Origin of the sequence: Pseudoalteromonas sp. CNAT2-18.1 (assembly GCF_022347865.1) — a bacterium.
Classification (GTDB): Bacteria; Pseudomonadota; Gammaproteobacteria; order Enterobacterales; family Alteromonadaceae; genus Pseudoalteromonas; species Pseudoalteromonas ruthenica.
Genome location: NZ_JAKRFR010000002.1, coordinates 349,535 through 373,352, shown reverse-complemented (window position 1 = coordinate 373,352; position 23,818 = coordinate 349,535). Strand labels below are relative to the sequence as shown.

The 23,818-nt window shown below is 48.0% G+C and carries 21 protein-coding genes and 1 tRNA gene; 17 read left to right on the top strand and 5 right to left on the bottom strand.

From position 1 onward, the window contains the following. Window positions 1–169: 169 nt before the first annotated feature. Both MHM94_RS05080 and MHM94_RS05075 read left to right on the top strand, forming a co-directional pair. Complete coding sequence (locus tag MHM94_RS05080; protein WP_045978310.1) at window positions 170–1,243, top strand: histidine kinase; 1,074 nt, start codon at window positions 170–172, stop codon at window positions 1,241–1,243. Then, on the top strand, window positions 1,240–2,067 hold the full coding sequence (locus MHM94_RS05075) for a LytTR family DNA-binding domain-containing protein (RefSeq protein WP_022946597.1): 828 nt from the start codon (window positions 1,240–1,242) through the stop codon (window positions 2,065–2,067). Before MHM94_RS05080 ends, MHM94_RS05075 begins: the two co-directional genes overlap by 4 nt. On the opposite strand, the gene MHM94_RS05070 is transcribed toward MHM94_RS05075, so the two are convergent. Together MHM94_RS05070 and pyk are read right to left on the bottom strand one after the other, a co-directional pair. Next, window positions 2,064–3,053 carry an ATP-dependent 6-phosphofructokinase gene (locus MHM94_RS05070; RefSeq protein ID WP_235418986.1) on the bottom strand — a complete coding sequence of 330 codons (990 nt, stop codon included), beginning with the start codon at window positions 3,051–3,053 and terminating at the stop codon, window positions 2,064–2,066. The genes MHM94_RS05075 and MHM94_RS05070 overlap by 4 nt on opposite strands. Before the next feature lie 37 nt (window positions 3,054–3,090). Then, complete coding sequence (pyk, locus tag MHM94_RS05065) at window positions 3,091–4,527, bottom strand: pyruvate kinase (RefSeq protein ID WP_235418987.1); 1,437 nt, start codon at window positions 4,525–4,527, stop codon at window positions 3,091–3,093. Between the two features lie 276 nt (window positions 4,528–4,803). Here pyk and gndA point away from each other — a divergent pair, with 276 nt between their 5' ends. Further along, window positions 4,804–6,177 carry an NADP-dependent phosphogluconate dehydrogenase gene (gndA, locus tag MHM94_RS05060; RefSeq protein ID WP_138547543.1) on the top strand — a complete coding sequence of 458 codons (1,374 nt, stop codon included), beginning with the start codon at window positions 4,804–4,806 and terminating at the stop codon, window positions 6,175–6,177. A 99-nt stretch (window positions 6,178–6,276) separates the two neighbouring features. Continuing rightward, window positions 6,277–8,010, top strand: coding sequence for an amidohydrolase (locus tag MHM94_RS05055; RefSeq protein WP_235418988.1), 1,734 nt, complete (start codon window positions 6,277–6,279; stop codon window positions 8,008–8,010). Window positions 8,011–8,132: 122 nt separating this feature from the next. Here MHM94_RS05055 and ansA read toward each other — a convergent pair whose 3' ends face one another. Together ansA and sppA are read right to left on the bottom strand one after the other, a co-directional pair. After that, window positions 8,133–9,143: an asparaginase gene (gene ansA, locus MHM94_RS05050; RefSeq protein WP_022946602.1), complete on the bottom strand. Its 1,011-nt coding sequence runs from the start codon at window positions 9,141–9,143 to the stop codon at window positions 8,133–8,135. A 54-nt stretch (window positions 9,144–9,197) separates the two neighbouring features. Then, window positions 9,198–11,063 (bottom strand): signal peptide peptidase SppA, encoded by a 1,866-nt coding sequence (gene sppA, locus MHM94_RS05045; protein WP_022946603.1) that lies wholly within the window; start codon window positions 11,061–11,063, stop codon window positions 9,198–9,200. A gap of 198 nt (window positions 11,064–11,261) precedes the next feature. On the opposite strand from sppA, the gene MHM94_RS05040 reads away from it, so the two are divergent. The 7 genes from MHM94_RS05040 to MHM94_RS05010 all read left to right on the top strand — a co-directional run bounded on the left by MHM94_RS05040 (window position 11,262) and on the right by MHM94_RS05010 (window position 16,612). After that, complete coding sequence (locus tag MHM94_RS05040; protein ID WP_235418989.1) at window positions 11,262–13,229, top strand: NADPH-dependent 2,4-dienoyl-CoA reductase; 1,968 nt, start codon at window positions 11,262–11,264, stop codon at window positions 13,227–13,229. A gap of 111 nt (window positions 13,230–13,340) precedes the next feature. Next, the gene (locus MHM94_RS05035) at window positions 13,341–14,024 is read left to right on the top strand and encodes a DoxX family protein (RefSeq protein WP_235418990.1); all 684 of its coding nucleotides are present in this window, start codon (window positions 13,341–13,343) and stop codon (window positions 14,022–14,024) included. A gap of 118 nt (window positions 14,025–14,142) precedes the next feature. Then, complete coding sequence (locus MHM94_RS05030) at window positions 14,143–14,694, top strand: NAD(P)H nitroreductase (protein ID WP_235418991.1); 552 nt, start codon at window positions 14,143–14,145, stop codon at window positions 14,692–14,694. 229 nt (window positions 14,695–14,923) lie between these two features. Further along, window positions 14,924–15,301 (top strand): hypothetical protein, encoded by a 378-nt coding sequence (locus tag MHM94_RS05025; protein WP_235418992.1) that lies wholly within the window; start codon window positions 14,924–14,926, stop codon window positions 15,299–15,301. Window positions 15,302–15,357: 56 nt separating this feature from the next. Next, window positions 15,358–15,448 (top strand) — tRNA-Ser (locus MHM94_RS05020). Between the two features lie 90 nt (window positions 15,449–15,538). Next, window positions 15,539–15,913, top strand: coding sequence for a hypothetical protein (locus tag MHM94_RS05015; RefSeq protein WP_235418993.1), 375 nt, complete (start codon window positions 15,539–15,541; stop codon window positions 15,911–15,913). 81 nt (window positions 15,914–15,994) lie between these two features. Next, window positions 15,995–16,612: an FKBP-type peptidyl-prolyl cis-trans isomerase gene (locus MHM94_RS05010; protein ID WP_026111357.1), complete on the top strand. Its 618-nt coding sequence runs from the start codon at window positions 15,995–15,997 to the stop codon at window positions 16,610–16,612. Between the two features lie 52 nt (window positions 16,613–16,664). Here MHM94_RS05010 and MHM94_RS05005 read toward each other — a convergent pair whose 3' ends face one another. After that, window positions 16,665–17,183, bottom strand: coding sequence for a DUF2062 domain-containing protein (locus MHM94_RS05005; protein WP_053910494.1), 519 nt, complete (start codon window positions 17,181–17,183; stop codon window positions 16,665–16,667). A 108-nt stretch (window positions 17,184–17,291) separates the two neighbouring features. On the opposite strand from MHM94_RS05005, the gene MHM94_RS05000 reads away from it, so the two are divergent. From MHM94_RS05000 to MHM94_RS04975, 6 genes are read left to right on the top strand one after another with little or no spacing between them, the layout of a single operon-like run. Then, window positions 17,292–19,421: a DNA internalization-related competence protein ComEC/Rec2 gene (locus tag MHM94_RS05000; RefSeq protein WP_235418994.1), complete on the top strand. Its 2,130-nt coding sequence runs from the start codon at window positions 17,292–17,294 to the stop codon at window positions 19,419–19,421. A gap of 59 nt (window positions 19,422–19,480) precedes the next feature. Beyond that, window positions 19,481–21,226, top strand: coding sequence for a lipid A export permease/ATP-binding protein MsbA (gene msbA / locus MHM94_RS04995; protein ID WP_130147840.1), 1,746 nt, complete (start codon window positions 19,481–19,483; stop codon window positions 21,224–21,226). Continuing rightward, window positions 21,223–22,221, top strand: a complete 999-nt coding sequence (gene lpxK / locus MHM94_RS04990; protein WP_235418995.1) for a tetraacyldisaccharide 4'-kinase — start codon at window positions 21,223–21,225, stop codon at window positions 22,219–22,221. Before msbA ends, lpxK begins: the two co-directional genes overlap by 4 nt. Continuing rightward, window positions 22,222–22,419 (top strand): Trm112 family protein, encoded by a 198-nt coding sequence (locus MHM94_RS04985; RefSeq protein ID WP_022944513.1) that lies wholly within the window; start codon window positions 22,222–22,224, stop codon window positions 22,417–22,419. After that, on the top strand, window positions 22,407–23,156 hold the full coding sequence (gene kdsB, locus MHM94_RS04980) for a 3-deoxy-manno-octulosonate cytidylyltransferase (RefSeq protein WP_045978842.1): 750 nt from the start codon (window positions 22,407–22,409) through the stop codon (window positions 23,154–23,156). The genes MHM94_RS04985 and kdsB overlap by 13 nt, the downstream gene beginning before the upstream one ends. Next, the gene (locus MHM94_RS04975) at window positions 23,153–23,818 is read left to right on the top strand and encodes a TIGR01621 family pseudouridine synthase (RefSeq protein ID WP_235418996.1); all 666 of its coding nucleotides are present in this window, start codon (window positions 23,153–23,155) and stop codon (window positions 23,816–23,818) included. The genes kdsB and MHM94_RS04975 overlap by 4 nt, the downstream gene beginning before the upstream one ends.

Genomic DNA, 23,818 nt, shown 5'->3' with positions numbered 1-23,818 from the left:
CCTTCGCGAATATGAGCAAACGCCGTGCAACTGCACGGCGTTTTGCGTTGAAGGAAAGGTTAAGTAAGACCAATCACAGTGCCTTTTTAGTTGTCTTTATTAATAATGGCGTTAGATAAGTATGCAACCGCTGTGGATAAGGCTGCGTTGCAAAGGAGTAAAACGAATTTTGAATTGGCAGCAGCTAGTTGATAATCGCCAACGATTCTTTTGGGTGTTACAGATAGCCGGTTGGATAGGTTATGCCCTGGTGAATTACATTGGCTCCAAAGTATTTGAGATGCGCGACATCTATGTCTTTGTGATCTTGCTTAATGCCTATGCGGGCTGCTTAATGACGGTGCCGCTGCGTTACTTGTATCGCCGGGTGTGGAATGCCAAGCCGTGGCTGCTCGTGTTGGTGGTGTTCACCGCTTCCTACGCCACAGGGACCTTGTGGTCGGTGGTACAAAAATTTAATTTGTGGGAAATTTATCGCCATGGTTACCGCCCTGATGAGTGGTTTTATTACTTTCAACAGGGCCTTGATGCGGTCTATATCATCCTTTGTTGGAGTGGTTTGTACTTTGGCATTAAATATTACCAGTTGCTCCAAGGGGAGCGACAAAAAGCGCTGAAAGCCAATACCATGGCTCATGAGGCGCAATTAAAAATGTTGCGCTATCAGCTTAATCCGCATTTTTTGTTTAATACCCTTAATGCGATATCGACGCTGATTTTAGTGGAAGAGAATAAAGATGCCAACAAGATGGTGTCACGGTTAAGCGATTTTTTACGCTATACGCTCAATACCGATCCGATAAAGAAAGTGCCACTCGAGCAAGAGATCCATGCGTTGAGTCTGTATTTGGAAATCGAGCGAGTACGTTTTGATGACCGCCTAGCGGTGGACATGCAAGTCAGTGATGAAGCAAGCCATGCCTTGGTCCCGAGCTTGATTTTGCAACCGTTGATTGAAAACTCATTGAAGTATGCCATTGCGCAGATGACACAAGGCGGGGTGATCAGTATTAAAGCCCAAGTGTTTGCCAACGAGCTGTTACTGGAAGTGAGCGATAATGGCCCTGGCGCTGAGCTTAAAGATGGCCAATTGGTCAATGCCACCGGTGTCGGTGTGGCCAATACTAAAGATCGACTAAAGACACTTTACGAGAACAATTATTCATTTGTATTATCAGGGAATACGCCCACCGGTCTGACGGTAAACATACGTATCCCCTATGAAAAGGCTGTAGCAGAATGAATACCATAAAAACCCTCATCGTGGATGATGAATCGCTGGCCCGTAAAGGGTTGGCTATACGATTAGCTGATATTGAATGCATTGAGCTGGTACAGCAATGCGCTCAAGGGCAAGAGGCCGTCGATATTTGTCGCAGCGAGCCTATCGACTTGGTTTTTTTGGATATTCAGATGCCAGGTATGAATGGCTTTGAGGTCGCGGATGCGTTAGCGCAACTGCCAGACTCACAACAACCTTTGGTGGTGTTTGTCACTGCCTTCGACCGTTACGCCGTTCAAGCTTTTGAAGTCCATGCTTTGGACTATGTACTCAAACCCGTAGATGACAACAGACTAAAACAGGCGGTGGAGAAAGTGCAATCACATCTAAAAACACAACAAGACAACACCCATAAGAAAAAGCTAGCGAGTTTTGTGGCCGGGATCACAGGCAATAATTGCGAAGAAATTCTCAAGAAACTGGCTTCAGGTGACTCATTAGAAACTAAGCGCTACCCAGAGTCGCTGGCGGTGAAAGAGCAGGGCGAGATCATCCGTGTGCCTACCAATACCATCCAATGGGTTGATGCGGCAGGGGACTACATGTGCCTGCACTGTGGGGATGGGCAAACCCATATTCTACGTAAAACCATGAAAGAGCTTGAGCAAGAACTCGACCCTGGGTTGTTTGTTCGTGTGCACCGCAGCGCCATTGTTAATTCAAAACAAATCAACAAGCTGGTGACGCAAGTCAGTGGTGAATACCTGCTGGTGCTCACCAACGGACAGGAGCTTAAAGTCAGTCGCAGCTATCGAGATAAAGTCAAAGCGGCGCTGGCCAATTAACGGCGAAAGCGTTTTAAGCGGGCGACAAAATCACGATTACGCTGTTGTGTGTCGCTGGTGTGCTCAAAAGCCAAAGTTTTCAGCTGATTATTAACGACACCGACCATGACACCATCAGCGCCAGCATTAAGGTGCTCGATGGCGCTGCAGCCTAACTGCGTTGCTAATATGCGATCGCCTGCCACAGGGGCGCCGCCACGCTGTACATAGCCCAGAATGGCACTGCGGCTTTCAACGCCGCTGTGCTCGGTCAGCTGGGCCGCTAATTGTTCGGCGCTAATAGATAGCGAGTGCTCCGCCATGACCAGCACGTAGCTATGACCGGCATCATTATTAATATTTGCTTTCACTTGCTCATACAGTTTTTGTAAAAACTGTGGCTCGTCATCAATCAGTTCCTTACAAATTATTTGCTCCGCGCCACTGGCAAGGCCTGCTTCCATGGCAATGATACCGCAATCTCGACCCATTACCTCGACAACAAAAGTACGTTCAAACGCTTGCGCGGTATCGCGAATTTTATCGATACACCCTAATGCGGTATCTATTGCGGTGTGAAAGCCGATGGTTTCATCGCTGCCATTAATATCGTTATCAATGGTACCGGGAATACCAATAATTTGCCCTGGCCAGTGCTCTGCAAGTGCCTGAGCACCCTTAAAGCTGCCATCTCCGCCAATGACGACCAAGGCATCGATATGGCACTTACGCAGGCTATTGGCAGCTTGTAACAAACCATCTGTGTGGTGCATTTGCGGGCAGCGGGCCGACTTTAAAATAGTGCCACCTCGGTGGATGATATCGGTTACGCTGGCTGCGTTGAGTTCAGTGAAGTGTTCATTGATAAGGCCGTTGTAGCCACTAAAAAAGCCGAAGACCTGATGTTGATGAGATAGCGCGCTGAGCGTAACAGCGCGAATTGCAGCATTCATACCAGGGGCATCGCCGCCGGAAGTGAGTACTGCAATTCGTTTTGAATGAGACATAAGTTGCTGCTTCAGATAGAAAACTTATGTCTACTATTTACCCTACAGTGACAATTTTCAAGGTATTTGTGGCACCGATGGTTTCCATCAAGTCACCGTGGGTGAGGATCACGGTATCGCCTTTTTGCAATTCGCCAAGCTCTACTAAGGTATTCATTGCTTCACTAACAATACATTCTTTGGTGAAGTTAGTAGAGTCAAAACGCACTGGATATACGCCGCGATACAGCGCGGTCTGACCCAATGTTTTGCCATGGCGTGAAAGTGAATAAATAGGCAGACCCGAAGAGATGCGTGACATCAGCTTAGAGGTGTTGCCTGATTCAGTGAGCGCGACAATGGCTTTCACTGTACCCAGGTGGTTAGCCGCATACATAGCAGATAGTGCGATGGTTTCTGCATTATCGGCAAACATGCTATCAAGGCGGTGCTTAGAAATGTGCGTTTCTTTTTGTGACTCAGCACCTAGGCAAACACGGGCCATGGTGGCAACTGTTTGCTCAGGGTAATCCCCTGCGGCTGTTTCAGCAGAGAGCATGACCGCATCGGTGCCATCAAGCACGGCGTTAGCAACGTCCATGACTTCAGCACGCGTGGGCATGGGGTTATCAATCATTGATTCCATCATCTGTGTTGCGGTGATCACCACACGGTTCAATGAACGAGCTCGGCTGATAATGGTTTTTTGTTTACCCACTAACTCCGCATCGCCTATTTCAACGCCTAAATCTCCGCGCGCGACCATCACTGCGTCGGATGCGAGGATAATGTCGTCTATGGCTTCAACCGTCTCTACCGCTTCTGCACGTTCGATTTTCGCTAGCAATTGAGCATCTGAACCGGCCTTTTCTGCCAATGAACGCACATAGCGCATATCATCGCCAGAGCGGGGGAAAGACACGGCAATATAATCGACGCCAATTTTAGTCGCGGTGATAAGATCTTCTTTATCTTTATCAGTAAATGCAGGGGCAGTCAGGCCACCACCGAGGCGATTAATGCCTTTGTTGTTAGACAATACGCCGCCGACTTTCACGCTGCAGTGTACTTTTTGTCCTTCAACACGCTCTACGGTAAGCTGGATTAAACCGTCGTTAAGTAACAATAGGTCGCCAGCTTTAACGTCTTGAGGTAATTCTTTATAGTCGATCCCCACGCTATTAACATCACCCTCACCTGGGGCAAGCGCTGCATCAAGGATAAAGGGGGCGCCAGGGGCGAGGTTCACTTTTCCTTCTTTAAAGGTACTTACGCGGATTTTCGGGCCTTGTAAGTCAGCAAGGATGGCAACATGAGTGCCTAGGCGCTGAGCGATCTCACGCACGGCCTCGGCGCGCGCTTGGTGGTCACTGGCCACCCCATGAGAGAAGTTTAAGCGCACGACATTGGCGCCAGCGCGGATGATTTTTTCTAAGTTATTATCTCTGTCCGTGGCAGGGCCAAGGGTGGCCACAATTTTCGTACGTCTTGGCATGCATTTCTCCTGTAGGCATTATTGCTTATAGCATGTTAGAGCAGGGAAGGACGCTCCGCCAGCTCTAATTCCTATTATTCGTTAACAAGATTTCAGCATTATGACACCGGTGTCAGATTCAGTCAATTAAGCTTACCCGCAAACTTTATCCATGTACCTTGCGTTAATTTGATATAATTCAGCGCCAGGGATTGAATGGGGCATCGTATGCCCTATAATGCCCGCCGTATTTACGTTGAATTACCCAGTCGTACGTTTTACCGAGGAGGAAACTGGATGCAAGTTGCATTAGTAGGTCTTGGGGTGATGGGCAAAAATCTCGCCCTGAACTTAATCGAAAAAGGGCTCACCCTAGTAGCCTATGATACCAACCCCGATGCCGGGGAAGAATTGTTAAGCTGCGCCAAATCACAAGGAATGGCCGAGCGCTTGCACATTGTTTCAGACCTTCACGACATGGTGCGTCGTTTAGAAACGCCGCGCTCTATCCTTTTGTTGGTACCGGCAGGCGAGTTGGTTGACAAAGTCTGCCACGACTTGGTCGATGCCGGTGTCAGTAAAGACGATATCATCATCGATTGCGGTAACAGTAATTATAAAGACGGCATTGCCCGCAAATTGAAATTCCAAAACAAATTTGAGTTTGCCACGATGGGGATTTCCGGTGGTGCAGAAGGCGCACGCCATGGCCCGGCCATGATGGCGAGCGGTTCCGAAGGGGGTTGGGAGCGCATTGAACCTTGGTTTGAGAAAGTAGCTGCCAGTTACAACGGCGACTCGTGTTTTGCCCGCGTTGGCCAATCCGCCAGTGGCCATTTTGTGAAAATGGTGCACAATGGCATCGAGTATGCCCTTATGCAGCTTATTGCCGAGACTTACCAGCTATTACGCTTGGGCGCTGGCAAAACACCACAGCAAATTGCCGAGATTTTTGATACCTGGGCCGAGGGCGAGCTTAATAGCTATTTACTCTCTATCTCTAGCCATATCCTCAAGTTAGCAACCAAGGACGATACACCGCTGGTCGATTTAATCGATAACAAGGTGGGCGCCAAGGGCACCGGCTTATGGACGGCACAAAATGCCTTGGAGCTTGGTATTGCCGTGCCATCACTTGTTGCTGCGGTGCAGGCACGTCACTTAACTAATACCGGTGATACCCACGCGGCTAAAGAAATGACCTATGCAGCAAAGCAAACGGACAGTATCGATATTGATATTGACCAGTTGCAGCAAGCGTTTCATTTAGCGAGCCTGCTTTGCTACCGCCAAGGCTTGGCACTGATCAAGGGCGCGTCACGAAACCATCAATGGAAAGTTGATTTAAACAAAACACTGCAAACTTGGCGTGCAGGGTGCATTATTCGTGCAGATTACCTAGACCAAATTGCTCAGGGTGTTGAGTTTATTGATACCTTAGATGAGCAGGCGAAGGCGCTTCGTAGTGTGACTGGTGCGGCAGTGACGACAGGCTTGGCATTCCCGGTACTGTGTGCAACACAAAATTACCTAGCAACGCTAAGCACTCCAAGTAATGGCCATTTAGTGCAAGCGCAGCGTGACTACTTTGGTGAGCATGGTATTAAAACCCACACTGGTGAGTTATGCCATCTAACTGATCTGGTCGATATTGACGCAAAAGTACGCTAATTAATTAGCTGCTTTTTCAATCAAAAGAGCCCTGTCCATACAGGGCTTTATTGTATATGCTAAAAACACATTCCAAGTTTCTTTTTTGAGGACTTTAAAGTGTTACGCATTCTCTGTTTGGCACTGTTGAGTGTAGGTATTATTGGCTGCACTCAGCCTCAACAACCCGCAAATAAACTCGCAAATGCCGATACCCTATACTTTGGCGGCTCGATTCTAACGATGGTCGGTGATGCTCCCCAGTATGTTGAGGCGCTTGCAACCAAAGATGGTCGGATCCTATTTACCGGTCAACTTAATAAAGCAAATGATCATGTTGGCGAGCAGACTAAACAAGTGAACTTACAAGGGCAGGCGCTATTGCCTGGGTTTATCGATGCCCACAGTCACCTTTTCAATGCTGGTTTAGCACAGTTGAGTGCTGATTTACTCCCAGGGCCTGACGGCCAAGTAAATTCTATTGAGTCGTTGCTGAGCACCTTAACGCAATGGCACCAGCGTCAACCTATGTTAGCGAAAAAGCTCGGCTGGATCGTTGGCATGGGGTATGACGACTCACAACTGGCGCAGCGCCGGCACCCAACAGCCACAGAGCTCGACACAGTCTCCAGCGAACTACCTATTTTGATTATGCATCAGTCCGGGCATTTGGGGGTTATGAATACCAAAGCCTTGGAAATGGTGGGTTACTTACCACAGGCCCCACACATTGATGGCGGCGTAATACGTATTGATGAACTTTCTAATCAAGCGAATGGGGTGCTTGAGGAAATGGCTCTTTTTCAGCCCTTGTTTAGTGTTTTTTCGGCCATTGATAAGCAATTACAAGATGAAATGGCGAGCGCAGGTCTTGCCCTTTACATGGCCAATGGTTACACCACTGCTCAAGAAGGTCGTGCAGATAAAAGCACCAGTATGTATTGGTTAGCACGGGCGCAAAAGCAGTCTTTGCCGATTGATGTGGCTATCTACCCTGATCTTGAGCAGGAATATGATTTTATGCTTGAACAAGGCGCTAGCAAAGATTACCAAGGCGGGGCACGAATAGCCGGCGTCAAATTGAGTTTTGATGGCTCGCCTCAAGGGAAAACAGCCTGGCTCAGTAAACCTTATCTTCATCCGCCAGCAGGGCATAACTCTGAGTATCGTGGCTACCCAGCCATTGCCGATGATAAGGCTCGCTCTAAGCTCGTGGCACGGGCCTATGCCAACAACTGGCAACTGATTGTTCATACCAATGGCGACACCGCAGCAGACGCCTTATTGCGAGATATAGAAAGCGCAGCGACAAGATTTGAGCAGGCAGGTCGCAGGACGGTGATGATCCACGCGCAAACTGTTCGTGAAGATCAGCTTAAACGTATGAAACAGCTAGCAGTGATCCCGTCTTTTTTCTCTATGCATACCTTCTATTGGGGAGATTGGCACCGAGATGAAGTATTAGGGCTGGAGCGTGCTGAGAATATTTCTCCCACAGGGTGGGCGCAAAAACACGCCATGCGCTTTACCCAACATCATGATGCACCTGTGGTAAAGCCCAACCCATTACGCGTGTTATCAACAACTGTTAATCGCAAGACACGCTCTGGCAAAGTGTTGGGGGCGCACCATCAAGTGAGCCCTTATATCGCTTTGAAATCTATGACAGAGTGGGCGGCTTGGCAGTACTTTGAAGAGCCAAATAAAGGGACGTTAGAGGTAGGGAAGTTAGCTGATTTCGTTATTCTTGATAAAGACCCGCTGCGCGTTGAGCCGGAGCAACTTGAGCAATTACAGGTTCAGCAAACCATAAAAGCAGACCAAGTGGTTTATGATGTGAATCACGCCCTGTGATGGGGCTTTTGCAAAGCGAGTTGGTCCAGGCTGCGGCTTATCTTATTGCGCTAGTGAACTATGCGTGCAGATAGATACCACTAGCAATAAAAGGCACAGGCGCTGCTGTGCCTAAATATCACTTAGCGACTCAACTCTCCGCGCAAGTTATCTTGCATTAAATGGCGAATACTTTGCGGGCTTGCGTTTTTGCTTAGCAAGTAGTGTAACTTACTGAGGCAAGCTTCTAGGGTCATATCATAGCCACTGATCACACCGACGTTTAGCAGTGCATTGCCCGTAGCGTAGCCGCCCATATTAACTTGCCCTTGTAAGCACTGGGTAAGGTTTACGACGATAATGCCACGTTCGTTCGCATTTGCTAAAAGCTCCAGAAACTCGTGGTTTTGAGGCGCATTACCGACACCAAAACTCAGTAAGATGAGCGCTTTAATATCGTCATTAATAATAGAGCTGACCACATCGGCGCTGATCCCTGGGTATAAGTGCAGCACGGCAATAGCTTGAGGGGTGATGCGCGAGACTTGTAAATCGTTGTCGATGTAGGGGCTTAGCTGGCCTTCTAGCAGCCGAATGTTAATCCCTGCTTTTGCCAGCGGCGGCAAATTTGGAGAGTCAAACGCATTGAACCCATCGGCGTGGATTTTGGTGGCGCGATTGCCTCTAAATAGCTGATTATTAAAAAACAGGCTGACTTCTGCAATGGGGTAGTTAGCTGCTAAATACATCGCATTTAGGAGGTTCACTTGGCCATCAGAGCGCAGTTGTGACAACGGAATTTGCGAGCCAGTAATAATGACCGGTTTGGTCAGGTTTTCAAACATAAACGATAAGGCAGACGCGGTGTAGGCCATGGTATCGGTGCCATGAAGTACCACAAAACCATCGTAGTCGTGGTACTTGGCTTTAATATCGTCGGCTATCATCTGCCAATGCGCCGGTGACATATCAGAAGAATCGATCAGCGGGCAGTATTCTTCAATATCAAACAGCGGCATCTCGTCGCGATTAAATTCAGCACTGTTTTTCACCGTCTCGGTTAAAAATCCCGCCGCTGGCACATAGCCTTGGCTGGATTTTTTCATACCTATGGTGCCGCCTGTATAAGCGATATAAATGCGTTTACGTTTCATAAAAAAAGCCCGATGAAATTCATCGGGCTAGTATATCATTCCAGGCTTTAAGCGCTAGTTAGAAACACGACATACCAAGCACTTAGCGTAGATGCCATCAGGGTCATTATAGTTTTGTAAACTCTGAACCTGCTGCTCAACCTGTTTTAGTAAGCTGTTGACCTGCATGGTCGCACCAAGGTTTGCGCTTGCCGGGGTCTGCTTATCAATTAGCGTGCTAACCATGGACGAGCTCAATAAGCTATTTAACAGTTGCTCACGCGGCGTCAGCTGTTGCTCAATGAGTTTAACGTCATACTGCTTGAGGCTGGCCATTTCAGCGGCAGCACTGATGGCTGCGTCTTTATCACCAAGCTTATCTACTAACCCGAGCTCTTTTGCTTGAGTTGCAATCCACACTCTACCTTGGGCGATATCATCTACCTCAGCAGGGCTCATATTGCGAGATTGTGCAACCACATTCAAAAAGCGCTCGTAGGCATTCTCAACACTCATTTGGATCGCTTGTGCCATCTTATCTTTTAGACCCAACAGAATGGATGAGCCTTTCAGTTCGGTCGTCCCCACACCATCAGAATATACTCCCAACTCGGCAGCACTGTCTTCAAATGTCATGATTGTGCCAAACACGCCGATTGAACCAGTGATGGTGCTTGGAGCAGCCCATATCTCATTGGCTGCAGAAGCAATCCAATAACCACCCGAAGCTGCCACTGAGCCCATAGAGGCAACCACAGGTTTGCCTGCTTCTTTAAGGGCGATGACTTCGCGACGAATGACTTCTGAGGCAAACATGCTGCCGCCACCGGAATCAATGCGTAATACCACGGCTTTAACCAAGTCGTCTTCACGGGCTTCACGAAGGAGGGCTGCTGTGCTGTCTCCGCCGATTTCGCCAGCGCGTCGCTCACCATCAACAATGGTTCCTTTAGCAACGATAACCGCCACCTTTTCCGTGATTGGGTTTTCGAATGGCATGGGCGATTTAAACGAGGCTAAATAGTCGTTAAAGCCAATTTGTAAAAAGTTTTTACCTTCGTCGTCGTAACCGACTAGGTCGACCATCTGTTGACGAATTTGTTGATTATTTTTAAGTGCATCCACCCAACCAAAACGCTGTGCATACTCACCACTGTTCCCATCTACTTGCGAAAGCTTGCGTAAATAGTCGTCAAGGGTTTCATCAAAGTTGCTGGCATCGAAGCCACGTAGTGCGGTGATTTCATCTTTATACTGCTGCCACAATTCACCCAACCACTCTTTATTCGCTTCTTTTGCAGCGGGGGACATGTCGTTACGAATCAAAGGTTCAACCGCAGACTTAAAGGTACCGACGCGGAAAACGTGTTGCGTCACTTTAAGCTTATCGAGTGCCTCTTTGAAATACACTGGGTAGACACCAAAACCATCGATTGAAACGCCGCCATAAGGATGTAAATTTACTTCGTCAGCATGCGCTGCCAAGTAATATTGGCTTTGGGTGTAATAATAGCCAGTTGCAATAACCGGTTTGCCCTGCGCTTTGAAAGCGTCAATGGCATCGGCAACAGCATTGAGTTTATTAATGTGCGCGCCACCCATCTGCTGTAAATCGAGCAGCATAGCGGTGATACGATCATCTTTAGCAGCGTTATTGATCACATCAACAACGTCATCAACCAAAATTTCTGCCGGCTCATCTTGACCCCCAAACGGTCCAGCAAATACTGCATCGAGAGGGTCAACATAGCGTTTCTGCTCAACTAAATAACCATTTAAGTTAAGTGTCAGCACGGCACCGTCAGGGACGATAATCTCGCCTTCATCACTTGCAATAGACGCTATAATAGCGATAACAAGCACTATAAAAAGAATGTTGACCAAAAGTTGGCGCGAGAAGTTAATTCCATGCCAAGTGGCCTTTACTGCTTTTTTAATCAAAATCAGATCCTTACTTTATCCATTTTGGGGGCGTACGGGATAGAATCCCATATTAGCCTAAAGGGTTGAAAAGTTTAAACAGAAAAAAGTAACGAAGTGTTTATATTGGCGAATACTGTATCGCTAGTGCTTGCTCAATGTGGCAAAGATCGCTACCCTGAAACAGGTATGACCAGATAATAGTAAAGGGGTAACACCATGCTAGAACAACCACTAAAATTGATGCATGGAGAATTAAGAAACCGGCTCGTGATGGGCTCTATGCACACCGGTTTAGAAGAGGGGTGGCATAATCGCAAACGCCTCGCTGCATTCTACGAAGAACGCGCGAAGGGAGGCGTGGGCCTAATTGTTACAGGCGGTTATAGTCCAAATATTCGCGGTAAGCTTACGCCTATTTCGTCCTCCTTTAACAGTGTATTTGATGTAGTAAAGCATAAAAAATACACCCAAGCCGTGCACAAACACGGTGGCAAGATTTGTTTGCAACTGCTTCACGCCGGACGGTATGCCTACCACCCATTTAGCTGCGCGCCGAGCGCTATTCAGGCGCCTATTTCTCCTTACACGCCGAAGGCTATGTCGGTGGGGATGATAAAAAGCACCGTTAAAGACTTTGCCAAAAGCGCCAAGCTAGCGCAAAAAGCCGGTTATGATGGCGTCGAAATCATGGGCTCGGAAGGCTATTTAATAAACGAATTTATGGCACCGCATACCAATAAGCGCACCGACGAATACGGCGGTAGCAATGAAAACCGTATGCGTTTAGCTAAGGAAATCGTCTCAGCCGTGCGCGCTGCTGTCAGTGATGACTTTATGATTGTATTTCGCCTGTCGGTGATGGATTTAATTCCTGATGGTTCGACAGCCGAAGAGGTTACTGCTCAGGCCAAAGCGCTGGATGCGGCGGGCGTTGATATTTTCAACACCGGCATTGGCTGGCACGAGGCGCGCGTGCCAACAATTGCTTCTATGGTGCCGCCAGGGGCCTTTAGAGAAGCTTCAGAGCGTCTTAAACAAGCAACAGATAAGCCCGTTATTGCCGTCAACCGTATCAACACGCCGGAAATAGCCAATAGCATTTTAAACCAAGGTCAAGCCGACATGATATCCATGGCTCGGCCACTGCTTGCTGACCCAGAGCTCTTTAATAAGTATGCGCAACAACGCAGCGAACAAATCAATATTTGCATAGGGTGTAACCAAGGCTGTCTGGATCACGTGTTTAAAGGGCAACGAGCCACTTGCTTGGTGAACCCACTGGCCGCATTCGAGCTTGACTACGCCATTACAAAAGCCGCAAAAGCGAAAAAGGTATTGGTTGTTGGCGCTGGGCCTGCGGGACTTGCAGCAAGTATTTATTTACGCCAACGTGGCCATAACGTCACCTTAATCGAAAAATCCAATGATTTAGGCGGTCAGTTCAATCTCGCTATGCGTATTCCGGGTAAAGAAGACTTTCAATTAGCACTCAAATACTTCAGTGAAGAGGTGGTGCGTCAAGGCGTTGATTTGCAAACCAATACGGCATATGAGCCGGCCATGCTTAACGAATACGATGATGTGGTATTCGCCTGTGGGGTGTCGCCTCGTGAAGCGGATATTGAATGCGCCGATGGTAAACGCATCTATCGTTATGACGAGGTTATTCGCGGTGAGGTGACGCTCACCGACCGCATCGCTATTTTAGGTGCAGGTGGGATAGGCTTTGATATGGTTGCGTTTTTAACCGAGCAACATCACCAAAGCGTTGAGCATTTCAAAGCCCAGTGGGGCATTGAGCAACCCATTGAACTGCATAAAAGCGATAGAAAGATTTATATGCTTAAGCGCAGTGCAGGGCGTTTCGGTAAAGGGTTAGGGAAAACCACTGGTTGGATCCACCGTAAAGTGGCAAAAATGCACGACGTGGAGCAAATTGGTGAATGTCAGTACGAGCGTTTTGATGACGAGGGATTACACATTCGTGTAAATGGCGAAGCAAAAGTGCTGAATGTTGATACTGTGATAGGTTGCATTGGGCAAACTGCCAATGATGCCCAATTTAAGCAAGTTGATCAGCAACATAGTGCTCAAGTCCATGTGATAGGTGGTGCTAAGCTGGCCGCAGAAATTGACGCTAAGCGGGCAATTAAAGAAGCCTTACTAGTAGCGAGAGAAATTTAATAGTGCCTAGCAAAGCAAAAGCTAACTGCTGTCAATAATATGAAATAACTTCCGGCACCCGGCGGTCTGTGTGCTATATCAATATTAGTTAACTCAGACCCAAGGTGCCCTATGCTCACCACCGTTACCGGTGTTTACCGTTCCCTGCTATCACAACTCAGCTTTCTCGATGGGCTACCATCGTTGTGTATGCGCTTAATTCTTGCCCCTGTGATGATCATTGCGGGCTTTAGTAAACTCAACCTTGCTAATAGCGACCTTGCGTGGTCGCAAAGATTGCTCGCCGATGCCAATGTCATTGCTTGGTTCGGCAATAGCGACTGGGGCTTGGGCCTACCATTTGCTGAGGTACTTGCTTTTTTAGCCGGGTGGACCGAGTTTTTAGGTGGATGGCTCATCCTTGTTGGCTTGTTTACACGCTTAGTGAGTATCCCTTTAATGTTTACCATGGTTGTGGCCGCTACAACCGTGCATTGGCATAATGGCTGGTTTGCAATTACGCCAACTAACCCAGATACCAGTGCCGCGAAAGTGCTTGAGTGGGCAGGGGTTCCAGGAGCGCAGCAGAGTCTGGAGAACTCCATACAAGCTAAGCAGCGGCTCGATATTATGAAGCAGCTGATTGCCGAAAATGGCCGCCCTGAGTATTTATATGAAACCGGCAATATCGTCATTCTTAATAACGGTATTGAGTTTGCGAGTATCTATTTTGCCATGTTGTTAGCGCTATTTTTCTATGGTGGTGGTCGTTTTGTCAGCCTCGATTATTACTTGCGTCCAGCACCTCGTGAATAACGCCAGGTGCTAGCCACTCATTCTCAGTGACTACAACTCTATGGCCCGTTTGGGCCATTTTTATCATCGCTTGAATATGGTACCCTTTTGTTAATTATTCACATTCTCATATATAGCCATGAATGCAAAAGAGCTTTTATTAAATCGTCAATCTGATAGCCAGCTTTCTTTTCCCGGGCCTAATGCTCAACAACTTGAACTTATTCAGCAAGCGGCACTGAGAGTACCAGATCATGGCCACCTTGCGCCGTGGAAATTCGTCGTTTTACAAGAACGCCAGCGCGAAAAGCTAGGTGATATTTTCTTACAGGCGGCGCAAAAAGAAGACATGGGCGAGCGAGTGATTGAGCGTGCAGCGTCATTGCCAGAGCGAGCTCCAATGGTGATCGTCTGTATCATGAAGTACATTGAACACGATAAAGTGCCGTGGGTCGAGCAAGTGGCCAGTGCTAGCTGCGCGACATTTGCGATGCAACAAGCGGCATTTGCCCAAGGTTTATCGGGTATTTGGCGAACGGGTGCATTTGCGAAATCAGCCACAGTTAAACAGGCTTTAAAGCTCACTGATGACGACGAAATTGTCGGCTTCCTTTACTTGGGAACGCCCACCGTGGATTGTCCTAAGAAGCGTCGCCACCAAGTCGCTGATTTTTTTATCGACTCGCTGTGAACTATTTTAATAAGTTGGTGTCAAATGCCCTGTGCGGGCAACGAGCATTGTATTGTGCCCGCAGCTACGAATGAGTCATCTTTCATTAACCTTTTATTTGTTATCGTGTGTCGAATTTCGCCAAATTAACGGGAAAATAATCTAAATGCTCGGTTTTTTATCATGATTATTTTTGTTAGGCTAAGTTTTGAGCAGACCCTAATAAATAATAAGAAGAAGATGTATTGCTATGGGTAACCTATTTTTAAGAGAGAAAGAACGCTGGGGCTTATGGACTTTCTGGGGTGTCGTTGGGGCGTTATTAACGACCTATGTGGCGATGCTAACCAAAGCGCCTCTTTACATCACCTTGAGCGCCATGGCCGTAGTCGTGTTTATTGCCATTTGGATGCTTTACACTAAACGTTTTGGCTTTTTACGTGCACTTAAGGTCTCCGCTTATATTTTGTGTTTCAGTGCATTACCGGCTTCGTGTTTGCTCATCGTTCCTGCCAGTAAGAATCAACGGCCAGAACTTATTACCCAAAGTGTGATTTTTGCACTGTTGGCGCTTATAGGCTGTGTTATTTGTGCGCTGATCGCCAAGCGCCCTCGGCAATATTACTAAATTGATTTAAAACGCTTTACAGCGCCAACAAAAGCCATTAATATGCGCGCCAATTCGGAGAGATGGCAGAGCGGTTGAATGCACCGGTCTTGAAAACCGGCATGGGTTAATAGCCCATCTAGGGTTCGAATCCCTATCTCTCCGCCACCTCATTCCCAAAACCGCCTTATTGGCGGTTTTTTTCGTTTTGCTTCCCGTTATAATGGCGGCTATTAACCTATTAGGATTTACTCGCTCATGCATAATGTAATGCGTATTGTTGCTTGGGGCATTGTGGCATTTTTATATGCACAGGGCTTAGATGTGGTGTTAACTCTCGTTCGCGATGCCGAGCTAAACTGGATTATGACGTTAACTGCCATTGTCGGTTTCAACCTGCTTACCGCCCATTTAATCACAAAATACGATAACACCTTGGCTATTTTAAGCGCACTGATTATAAGCTGTTTGGGCATCATCGTATTTGGGGTCATGATCCAGCCATTATTCGTTGGGCTCCCTTATTGGCTATGGGTATTTAGCATTGTGTCTTTGCTGCTTTTCGTTTGGTTAATGCCTTGGATCAGCGCAAAAGTGGCCAATAGTTCGGCAAATGAGCGCTCATCGTCTTAGATTTTCTAGCCAGCACTGACGTGCGTTTTTCAGTGTGTTACCCTGTGCAGGCATTTATAGAAACAAAAGATGAACAACTTTATGTCTGATAAATTTAATACCGACGCGGAAAAGGCAAGCTACGGCATTGGCCTACAAATGGGTGAGCAACTAAAAGCAACCCCTTTCGAAGGAATGAACGTAAATTCCGTGTTTGAAGGAATGAAGGATGCCTTTACCGGTGAAAGCTTCCAAGTAGAAATCCCTGAAATCCAGGCAGCGTTTGAAAAAATTAACGCTGAGATTCAGCAACGCCGCGAAGAAGAAGCAAAAGTATTGGCCGCAGAAGGCGAAGCTTTTCTAGCTGACAACGCTAAGCGTGCAGAAGTAACAGTGACTGAATCGGGTCTACAGTACGAAGTAATCGAACAGGGCGAAGGTGACAAGCCTAGCGCTGATGCGACCGTTCGCACTCATTACCACGGTGCACTTATTAACGGTACTGTATTTGATAGCTCTTACGAGCGCGGCGAACCTGCAGAGTTCCCAGTAGGTGGTGTTATTAAAGGTTGGACCGAGGCGTTACAAATGATGCCTACAGGTTCAAAGTGGCGCTTGTATGTGCCGCATGACCTTGCTTACGGTGAGCGCGGTGCAGGTGCAGCTATTGCTCCTTATTCAACACTTATTTTCGATATCGAGCTTATCGATATCCTGTAAGTGTTATACGCATAAAAAAACCGCCAACTGGCGGTTTTTTTATGGCTTAAATTTAGCTGTCATGGTCAGAGTTTCGAGCTTGCCATGCTTTTTTAACACCGCGACACCACAAAAAATCAACTACTATAAAGCTAATAAGCGCGGCGACTGTGCCACACACCAGCGAACCTACTAAAAACGCAGGCCCAATGGTTGTGAGGCTGTCACTCAGCCATTGCCAACTTGCCTCAAAGTAAAAGGCTTGCTCTTGATGTCCTAAAATCCACGTACCGACCAAATAAGAAAAATAGAAAATCGGCGGCATAGTCAAAGGGTTGGTGATCCACACTAGGGCGATGGACAAAGGCAGGTTGACCCGCAGAGGTATTGCCACAGCAGCTGCTAAAATCATCTGGAAGGGAACCGGAATGAATGCGAAAAATAGGCCTACGGAAAAGGCACCTCGCGCCGATCGTCTGTTTAAATGCCACAGATTAGCGTCATGTAAAAATCGCCCAAATATGCGTAGCGACTTTTGCTGTTTAATCTTATTGTGATCGGGTAAAAACCGTTGAATGGTTTTCTTCGCCATGGGATAGGGCCCTGTACATCTATTGCGGTGTGCAGTGGATTCGCGTTCGGGTGTATTTTGTCACTTTTCACCCCGTCACTGCCAGTACTTTTTATCATAATACCTATAATGGCAATAATCAGAGTGTATTGTGGTGTATTTTTAGGCTTTATTCGCGGTGTGGTCTTCGCCATTGGCTATACCCTGGTTTACCACCAACTTATATTTACCTGGCATGGACCATCGTTGAGTGGTGCATACGTTGAGGTGCATGGCACAGTGCAACAAACACGGGTATTGGGGGCAACTCAATTTGTCACCTTACGCCTCAATGATGTGGCTGATTACGCTGTTCCTTTTTATCAAAACCATTTACTCAGTGTAGCGGTGCATGCCAATCAGCCTGTCGCAATGGGTGCTAAGCTGAGCGCTGATATGCGCGTCAAATCGAAAAGCTGGCGTGTTAACTACGATGTGCTCGATAGGCGAATTTATGGGTTTTTACATGGGTTCACTTTCACAGCAAGCTCAGCTAAAAACATAACGATTACTAACGCACCGCCGTCGATAAGGCAGCGTTACCTGGCTTGGTTGAAAGCGCAGCTGCAACCGCTTGAGTTAAAAGGCGTATACTTAGCACTACTGAGCGCAGAACGCAGTGATATAGAGCCCAAGCACAATCAGTTCTTCAAACACAGCGGTATTATCCATTTATTAGCCATTTCCGGATTGCATATCTCTTTGCTGTACGGGTTGTGCTTTATAGGTATTAAGTGCGGGCTTTGGTGTGTAGCGCATGGGGTGCGCTCAGGACAATGGCAACAGGCCCTTACAAGCCGATTAGTGGCAGGTGTGGCGCTTTTGATATCTGGTATATTTGTGCTGTTATGCGCGTTGCCTATCAGTGCTCAACGAGCTTGGCTAATGTTAGCCGTTTTTGTTTGGCTATATTTTTCACGACAACACTATTCGTTGTCGCAATGCTTGCTTATCGCCTTGGCCTGCGTGTTGTTAGCGAATCCCTTCGCGTTACTTAATATCGGGCTGTGGTTTTCTTTTTTAGCTGTGGCGGCCATTGTTATTGCTTTGGTGCAGTCGCAACGATGGCACTGGCTTAGTCGTTATATGTTCATTCAGCTATGGTTGTTTATTGCCTTAGCGCCATTGAGTGCAGCGACGTTCGGTGGATTTTCATGGGCCAGTGCCCCGGTGAATCTGGTTGCCGTGCCTTTTGTCAGCTTTATTTTATTGCCTTTACTGATTGTCGTGGTATTAACTGGATTCAGTGAACCAATGCTATGGCTATTGCGTCAATTGGACTTGGCGCTATCCTCGACGTTAGAAGGGGTGACATATCTTGGCCCAGTACTTTGGTTTTCCACCGGTGAGCTTGATATCACAGTGGTTATTATTTATTACCTTGCAGTTACGGCCATGCTGATAAAACCCAGTTTATGGCCCGTGTGTTATGCAGGGGGATTGTTTGTTGGCTATTGTGCACAGCAATGGGTTTATCAACCCAGATGGCAACTTGATGTGCTTGATGTCGGCCATGGGCTGAGCATAGTGATCAGCCGCCAGGGCAAAGCCGTGGTTTATGATCTCGGACCTAGTTATTTCTCGCGCTACTCGATAGTTAAAAATACCTTGCTACCTATCATTAACGCACGAGGCTTGCAGGTCGAGCATACCATTATTTCACACAGCGATAATGACCATGCTGGCGGGCTAGAGCACTGGCTACAAGCAGGGTATGGGCACACCTTAAAACCCTTTCATGATGGTAATCTAGGTATCTGTAGAATGAGTGAATTGAGCTGGCATGGCTTGACTGTTCGCTCCATTTGGCCGCACAGCAATCAGCAAAATGACAATGCTAACTCTTGTGTGGTGCACATCAGTGATGGCAAATACAATGTGCTACTAAGCGGTGATATCACCGAGCGAGAAGAGCAGCAGCTGTTAACGCAAGATAAAATAAGGCCAGTGGATGTCTTGGTCAGTGCCCACCATGGCAGTGACAGCTCTTCTAGTGCCGCGTTTATTAAACAAGCCAAGCCTAAGGTGGTGATTCACTCGAGTGGCGCCCGTCGCAATTGGCAGATGCCACACCCCGAGGTGTTCGCACGTTTTGCAGCGCATAATGCTGAGCAATACCAAACTAAATTGCAAGGTGGGATTCGGGTGCAATTTTATGACACCGAAATGCAGATAAAAACAGCAAAAGCAGACAAAAGCTATTGGTTTATCAGTGATTGAGTTTTGTTTTTGCTTTGCTAAAGCTACAATACCCGCTATTGCGTTGATTCGAGAGTATTATGCAGCAAAGCGCCTCCCAAAGTTATAAGCGACTACTTGGTTATGTAAAAACTTATAAAGCCGCCGCCATTGTCGCCATTATTGGCATGCTAGGGTATTCAGCAATGGATGCCACCTTTGTGTGGCTAATGCAGCCATTTATCGATGAAGGTTTAACTGAGCGTAACAGCGCTGTTTTGACTTGGGCTCCTTTTGTTGTGATTGCGTTGGTATTAGGGCGCGGCGCATTTAACTTTGTGTCCAGTTACTGTTTGGCCTATGTGGGTTCGCAAGTGGTGCGCTCATTGCGCCAAGACTTGTTCCAACACATGCTTAACCTACCGGTGAGTTTTCATGATAAGCACTCCAATGGTGAGCTTATCTCAAAGATCACCTTTGATACCGAGCAGGTGCAACAGGCTATTACCAAAGCCTTGTTGGTGCTGGTGCGCGAAGGGGCGTATGTGGCGTTTCTATTGGTGGTGATGTTTGCCGCCAGTTGGAAGCTGTCGCTGGTGTTTTTAGTGATCACGCCGATTGTTGCCATCATCGTGACTGTGGTGTCTAAGCGTTTTCGCCGTATTTCCAAAAATATTCAAAATGCCATGGGTGATGTTACCCGTTGCTCAGAGCAGATGCTCTCAGGACACAAAGTGATCCATGGTTTTAATGGCCAGCAACAGGAAACCGAGCGCTTTGCCCATGTTAACAATATCAACCGCCTGCAACGGGTGAAAATGGATGCCACCAAAGCGCTGAGCGTATCGGTCATTCAAATTCTTGCTGCCTCATCTATGGCGGTGATCTTAGTGCTTATCTCCATGCCCAGCATGCTTAACTCAATCACTTCAGGGACTTTTGTCAGCCTGATCTCGTCGATGATGCTGATGCTACGCCCGCTGAAACAGCTATCCAATGTTAACAGCGAGCTGCAACGTGGTATCGCCGCTGCGCAAAGTATCTTCACCGTGCTTGATACCGAACAGGAAAAAGACACCGGCACGCAAGTACTAGAAAAAGCCAAAGGGCATATTCAAATTACCGACTTGACCTTCCATTACCCCGATGTTGCAGAGCCGGTATTAAAGTCATTGTCACTGGATATTACTCCGGGGCAAAATATCGCCCTGGTCGGGCGTTCAGGCTCGGGTAAGTCGACGCTGTCGAATTTATTACCCCGTTACTATGACGTCGAGCCGGCATCGGCGATTAAACTCGATGGTATTGCCACCAATGAGCTGACTCTGGCGAGCCTGCGTCAACAGTTTGCTATTGTCTCGCAACAGGTGGTGCTCTTTAACGATACTATCGCTAACAATATTATGTATGGCTTGGCGCAACCGCTGAGCGAACAAGCCCTTATCGAAGTGGCCAAAAAAGCACATGTGTGGGAGTTTGTTAAAGACTTGCCGCAAGGCTTAAATACCATGATTGGTGAAGACGGTGTCATGCTCTCGGGGGGCCAGCGCCAGCGTATTGCCATTGCCAGGGCTCTGGTTAAAGATGCACCGATACTGATCCTCGATGAGGCCACCTCAGCACTCGATACCGAGTCGGAAAAGTTAATCCAGCAAGCGCTTGAGTCGCTGATGAAAGACAAAACCGCGATTATTATCGCCCACCGTTTGTCGACCATAGAGCAAGTAGATTGCATATATGTGCTCGACCATGGACAAATTATTGAACAGGGCACCCATGGCGAACTGTTAAATGCCAACGGTACCTATGCGGCGCTGGCAAAAATGCAGCAAGGCGAGGGGCAATGAGTCGCGCCGATAACGGCATCGGCGCTGCGATAGAGCGCTCTTGGTTTCGCCGACTGAGCCTGATTACGGTGCTGTTATTGCCGTTAACGGCCTTATACTGGTTGGTTAGTCATGCTCGTCGCCTTGGCTATCGTTTGGGCCTATTCACGGCCTATCGGGCGCCAGTACCAGTGATTGTCGTGGGTAATATCAGTGTGGGTGGTAATGGTAAAACGCCCATGACACTCTATCTGGCCGAGCTGCTGCAGCAACGCGGTAAGCGCGTTGGTATTATTTCCCGTGGCTATGGCAGCCACCCCCCAGAGATGCCCTTTGTGGTCACAGCGGACACCGAGCCCCATCAAGGTGGCGATGAGCCGGTGCTACTGGCCAAACGCAGCGGATGTGCGGTGGTGATTGGCAGCGATCGCAAGGCCAGTATAGAAAAACTGCTGGCGCTTCAAAGTGTCGATGTCATTCTCAGCGATGATGGTCTGCAACATTACGCGCTAGAGCGCGATATCGAATTATGTATAGTCGATGCCGCGCGGCGCTTTGGCAATGGCCTACTGCTCCCCGCAGGGCCGTTGCGTGAAGGTCAAGGGCGGCTAAAATCTGTCGATTTGGTGATCTACAATGGTGAGCAAGCAGGACAAGCCAGTTATCAGTTAGCCTCATCCGGGCTTTATAGGGTTGCCGATGAGCAACCGCTATCGCCCCCTTTTGCAAAGGGCGTGGCCATCAGTGCTATTGGCAATCCGGAGCGCTTTGAGCAGAGCCTGCAAGCAATTGGTGTGGTTATTAGTGAAGCCGTGCATTATCGCGACCACCACCATTATCAAGCATCGGATTTAACCCAGTTTGGCGAACAGGCTGTCTATATGACAGAGAAAGATGCGGTAAAATGTCGTACTTTCGCTCACCGGCAGTGTTATTATTTACGCGTAGATGCCAAGGCCAACCAGGTTTTGGAAACTCAATTAACAACTATTTTAAAACGTAAAGGGGTGCTGTAAATGGCGTTCGATACTAAGCTCTTAGAAATTATTGCCTGCCCAGTTTGTAAGGGAAAGTTGCGCTACGATAAAGAAAACCAAGAACTCATTAGTACCGCTGCGAAACTGGCTTACCCAATTCGTGATGACATTCCGGTACTGTTGGAAAACGAAGCGCGAGAGTTGAGCAGTGACGAGGTTGAGCAGTGGAATTCGTAGTTATTATTCCCGCACGCTATGCCTCTACACGCTTACCAGGCAAACCGCTGGCTGATATAGCCGGCAAGCCAATGATTCAGCACGTCTATGAGCGTGCGGTGTTATCTGGCGCGACGGCGGTTTATGTGGCCACCGATCACGTTGATGTGGCGACCGTGTGCGAGGGCTTCGGTGCCCCTGTGGTGATGACCCGGGAAGATCACCAATCTGGCACAGAGCGTTTAGCCGAGGTCGTAGCTAAGCTAGCGCTAGATGACGATACGCTGGTGGTTAATGTGCAAGGCGATGAGCCGCTACTAGCGCCAGAAAATGTCGCCCAAGTGGCGCAATTGCTCAGTGGTAACGACGCCCCGATGGCGACCCTGTCGACGGCGATTACAGACCGCGAAGAGGCACTCAACCCTAACGCCGTGAAGGTGGTGAGTAACACCGCACAGCAAGCACTTTATTTCTCCCGCGCGCCGATCCCTTATCATCGCGATGCATTACTAACAAAAAGCTGCGAGTTAGACATTCGCCACATGCAACGCCATATCGGTATCTATGCCTATCGCGCAGGTTTTATTAATGAGTATATCGGCTTGGCGCCATCGCCTTTAGAACAACTGGAGTCGCTTGAGCAATTACGTGTGCTTTATCATGGCTTCACCATTAACGTGGCCGAAGCCAAGCAGGTGCCCGCTGCGGGAGTGGATACCGAAGAAGACCTAGCGCGAGTGATAAGCGCACTTCAATGAGTACCCTCACAGTCATCAATGATGACAGCGATTTCACCGTTGTATATAAACCGGCGGGGATGGATTTTCACTCGCAGGATAACGAGCCAGGGCTGGTGGCCATAGCCCAGCAGCAATTGGACACTAAGTTCTACCCTGTACATCGCCTTGATAAGGTGACCTCAGGTTTAGTGCTGCTACCAAAAAGCAGCGCGGCGGCGGCGACATTCACGGCGATGTTCAGTGCCCATAAAGTAGATAAATTCTATATGGCGCTTTGTACGGCAAAACCGAAAAAGAAGCAGGGGTGGATCAAAGGTGACATGGGCAAAGCCCGGCGCGGCGCTTTCAAGCTACTTAAAACCCAGGAAAACCCCGCTATTACCCGATTTTATAGCTACTCGCTGGCACCGGGACTAAGGGGCATGGTGTTAAAGCCTTACAGTGGCAAAACACATCAGCTCCGTGTCGCTATGAAGTCATTATCGGCACCGATTCTGGGCGATACCCTGTATGGCGCCGAGGCCAGCGATCGCACCTATTTACATGCGTACGCGCTGCGTTTTCAATATCGCGACCAGCATTATTGCTTTTGTGCGCCGATGCAAGAAGGACAGCATGCAGCACAGTTAAATACACTTTTAAGCTTTTGTGACAACCAACCTTGGCAGTTAAATTGGTAG

What these genes read in the sequence shown, in the direction of transcription:
- MHM94_RS05075 (WP_022946597.1), top strand. Translation starts at nt 1,240, where the DNA reads ATGAATACCATAAAAACCCTCATCGTGGATGATGAATCGCTGGCCCGT.
- MHM94_RS05070 (WP_235418986.1), bottom strand. Translation starts at nt 3,053, where the DNA reads ATGTCTCATTCAAAACGAATTGCAGTACTCACTTCCGGCGGCGATGCC.
- pyk (WP_235418987.1), bottom strand. Translation starts at nt 4,527, where the DNA reads ATGCCAAGACGTACGAAAATTGTGGCCACCCTTGGCCCTGCCACGGAC.
- gndA (WP_138547543.1), top strand. Translation starts at nt 4,804, where the DNA reads ATGCAAGTTGCATTAGTAGGTCTTGGGGTGATGGGCAAAAATCTCGCC.
- ansA (WP_022946602.1), bottom strand. Translation starts at nt 9,143, where the DNA reads ATGAAACGTAAACGCATTTATATCGCTTATACAGGCGGCACCATAGGT.
- MHM94_RS05040 (WP_235418989.1), top strand. Translation starts at nt 11,262, where the DNA reads ATGCTAGAACAACCACTAAAATTGATGCATGGAGAATTAAGAAACCGG.
- MHM94_RS05035 (WP_235418990.1), top strand. Translation starts at nt 13,341, where the DNA reads ATGCTCACCACCGTTACCGGTGTTTACCGTTCCCTGCTATCACAACTC.
- MHM94_RS05030 (WP_235418991.1), top strand. Translation starts at nt 14,143, where the DNA reads ATGAATGCAAAAGAGCTTTTATTAAATCGTCAATCTGATAGCCAGCTT.
- MHM94_RS05025 (WP_235418992.1), top strand. Translation starts at nt 14,924, where the DNA reads ATGGGTAACCTATTTTTAAGAGAGAAAGAACGCTGGGGCTTATGGACT.
- MHM94_RS05015 (WP_235418993.1), top strand. Translation starts at nt 15,539, where the DNA reads ATGCATAATGTAATGCGTATTGTTGCTTGGGGCATTGTGGCATTTTTA.
- MHM94_RS05010 (WP_026111357.1), top strand. Translation starts at nt 15,995, where the DNA reads ATGTCTGATAAATTTAATACCGACGCGGAAAAGGCAAGCTACGGCATT.
- MHM94_RS05005 (WP_053910494.1), bottom strand. Translation starts at nt 17,183, where the DNA reads ATGGCGAAGAAAACCATTCAACGGTTTTTACCCGATCACAATAAGATT.
- MHM94_RS05000 (WP_235418994.1), top strand. Translation starts at nt 17,292, where the DNA reads ATGGCAATAATCAGAGTGTATTGTGGTGTATTTTTAGGCTTTATTCGC.
- msbA (WP_130147840.1), top strand. Translation starts at nt 19,481, where the DNA reads ATGCAGCAAAGCGCCTCCCAAAGTTATAAGCGACTACTTGGTTATGTA.
- lpxK (WP_235418995.1), top strand. Translation starts at nt 21,223, where the DNA reads ATGAGTCGCGCCGATAACGGCATCGGCGCTGCGATAGAGCGCTCTTGG.
- MHM94_RS04985 (WP_022944513.1), top strand. Translation starts at nt 22,222, where the DNA reads ATGGCGTTCGATACTAAGCTCTTAGAAATTATTGCCTGCCCAGTTTGT.
- MHM94_RS04975 (WP_235418996.1), top strand. Translation starts at nt 23,153, where the DNA reads ATGAGTACCCTCACAGTCATCAATGATGACAGCGATTTCACCGTTGTA.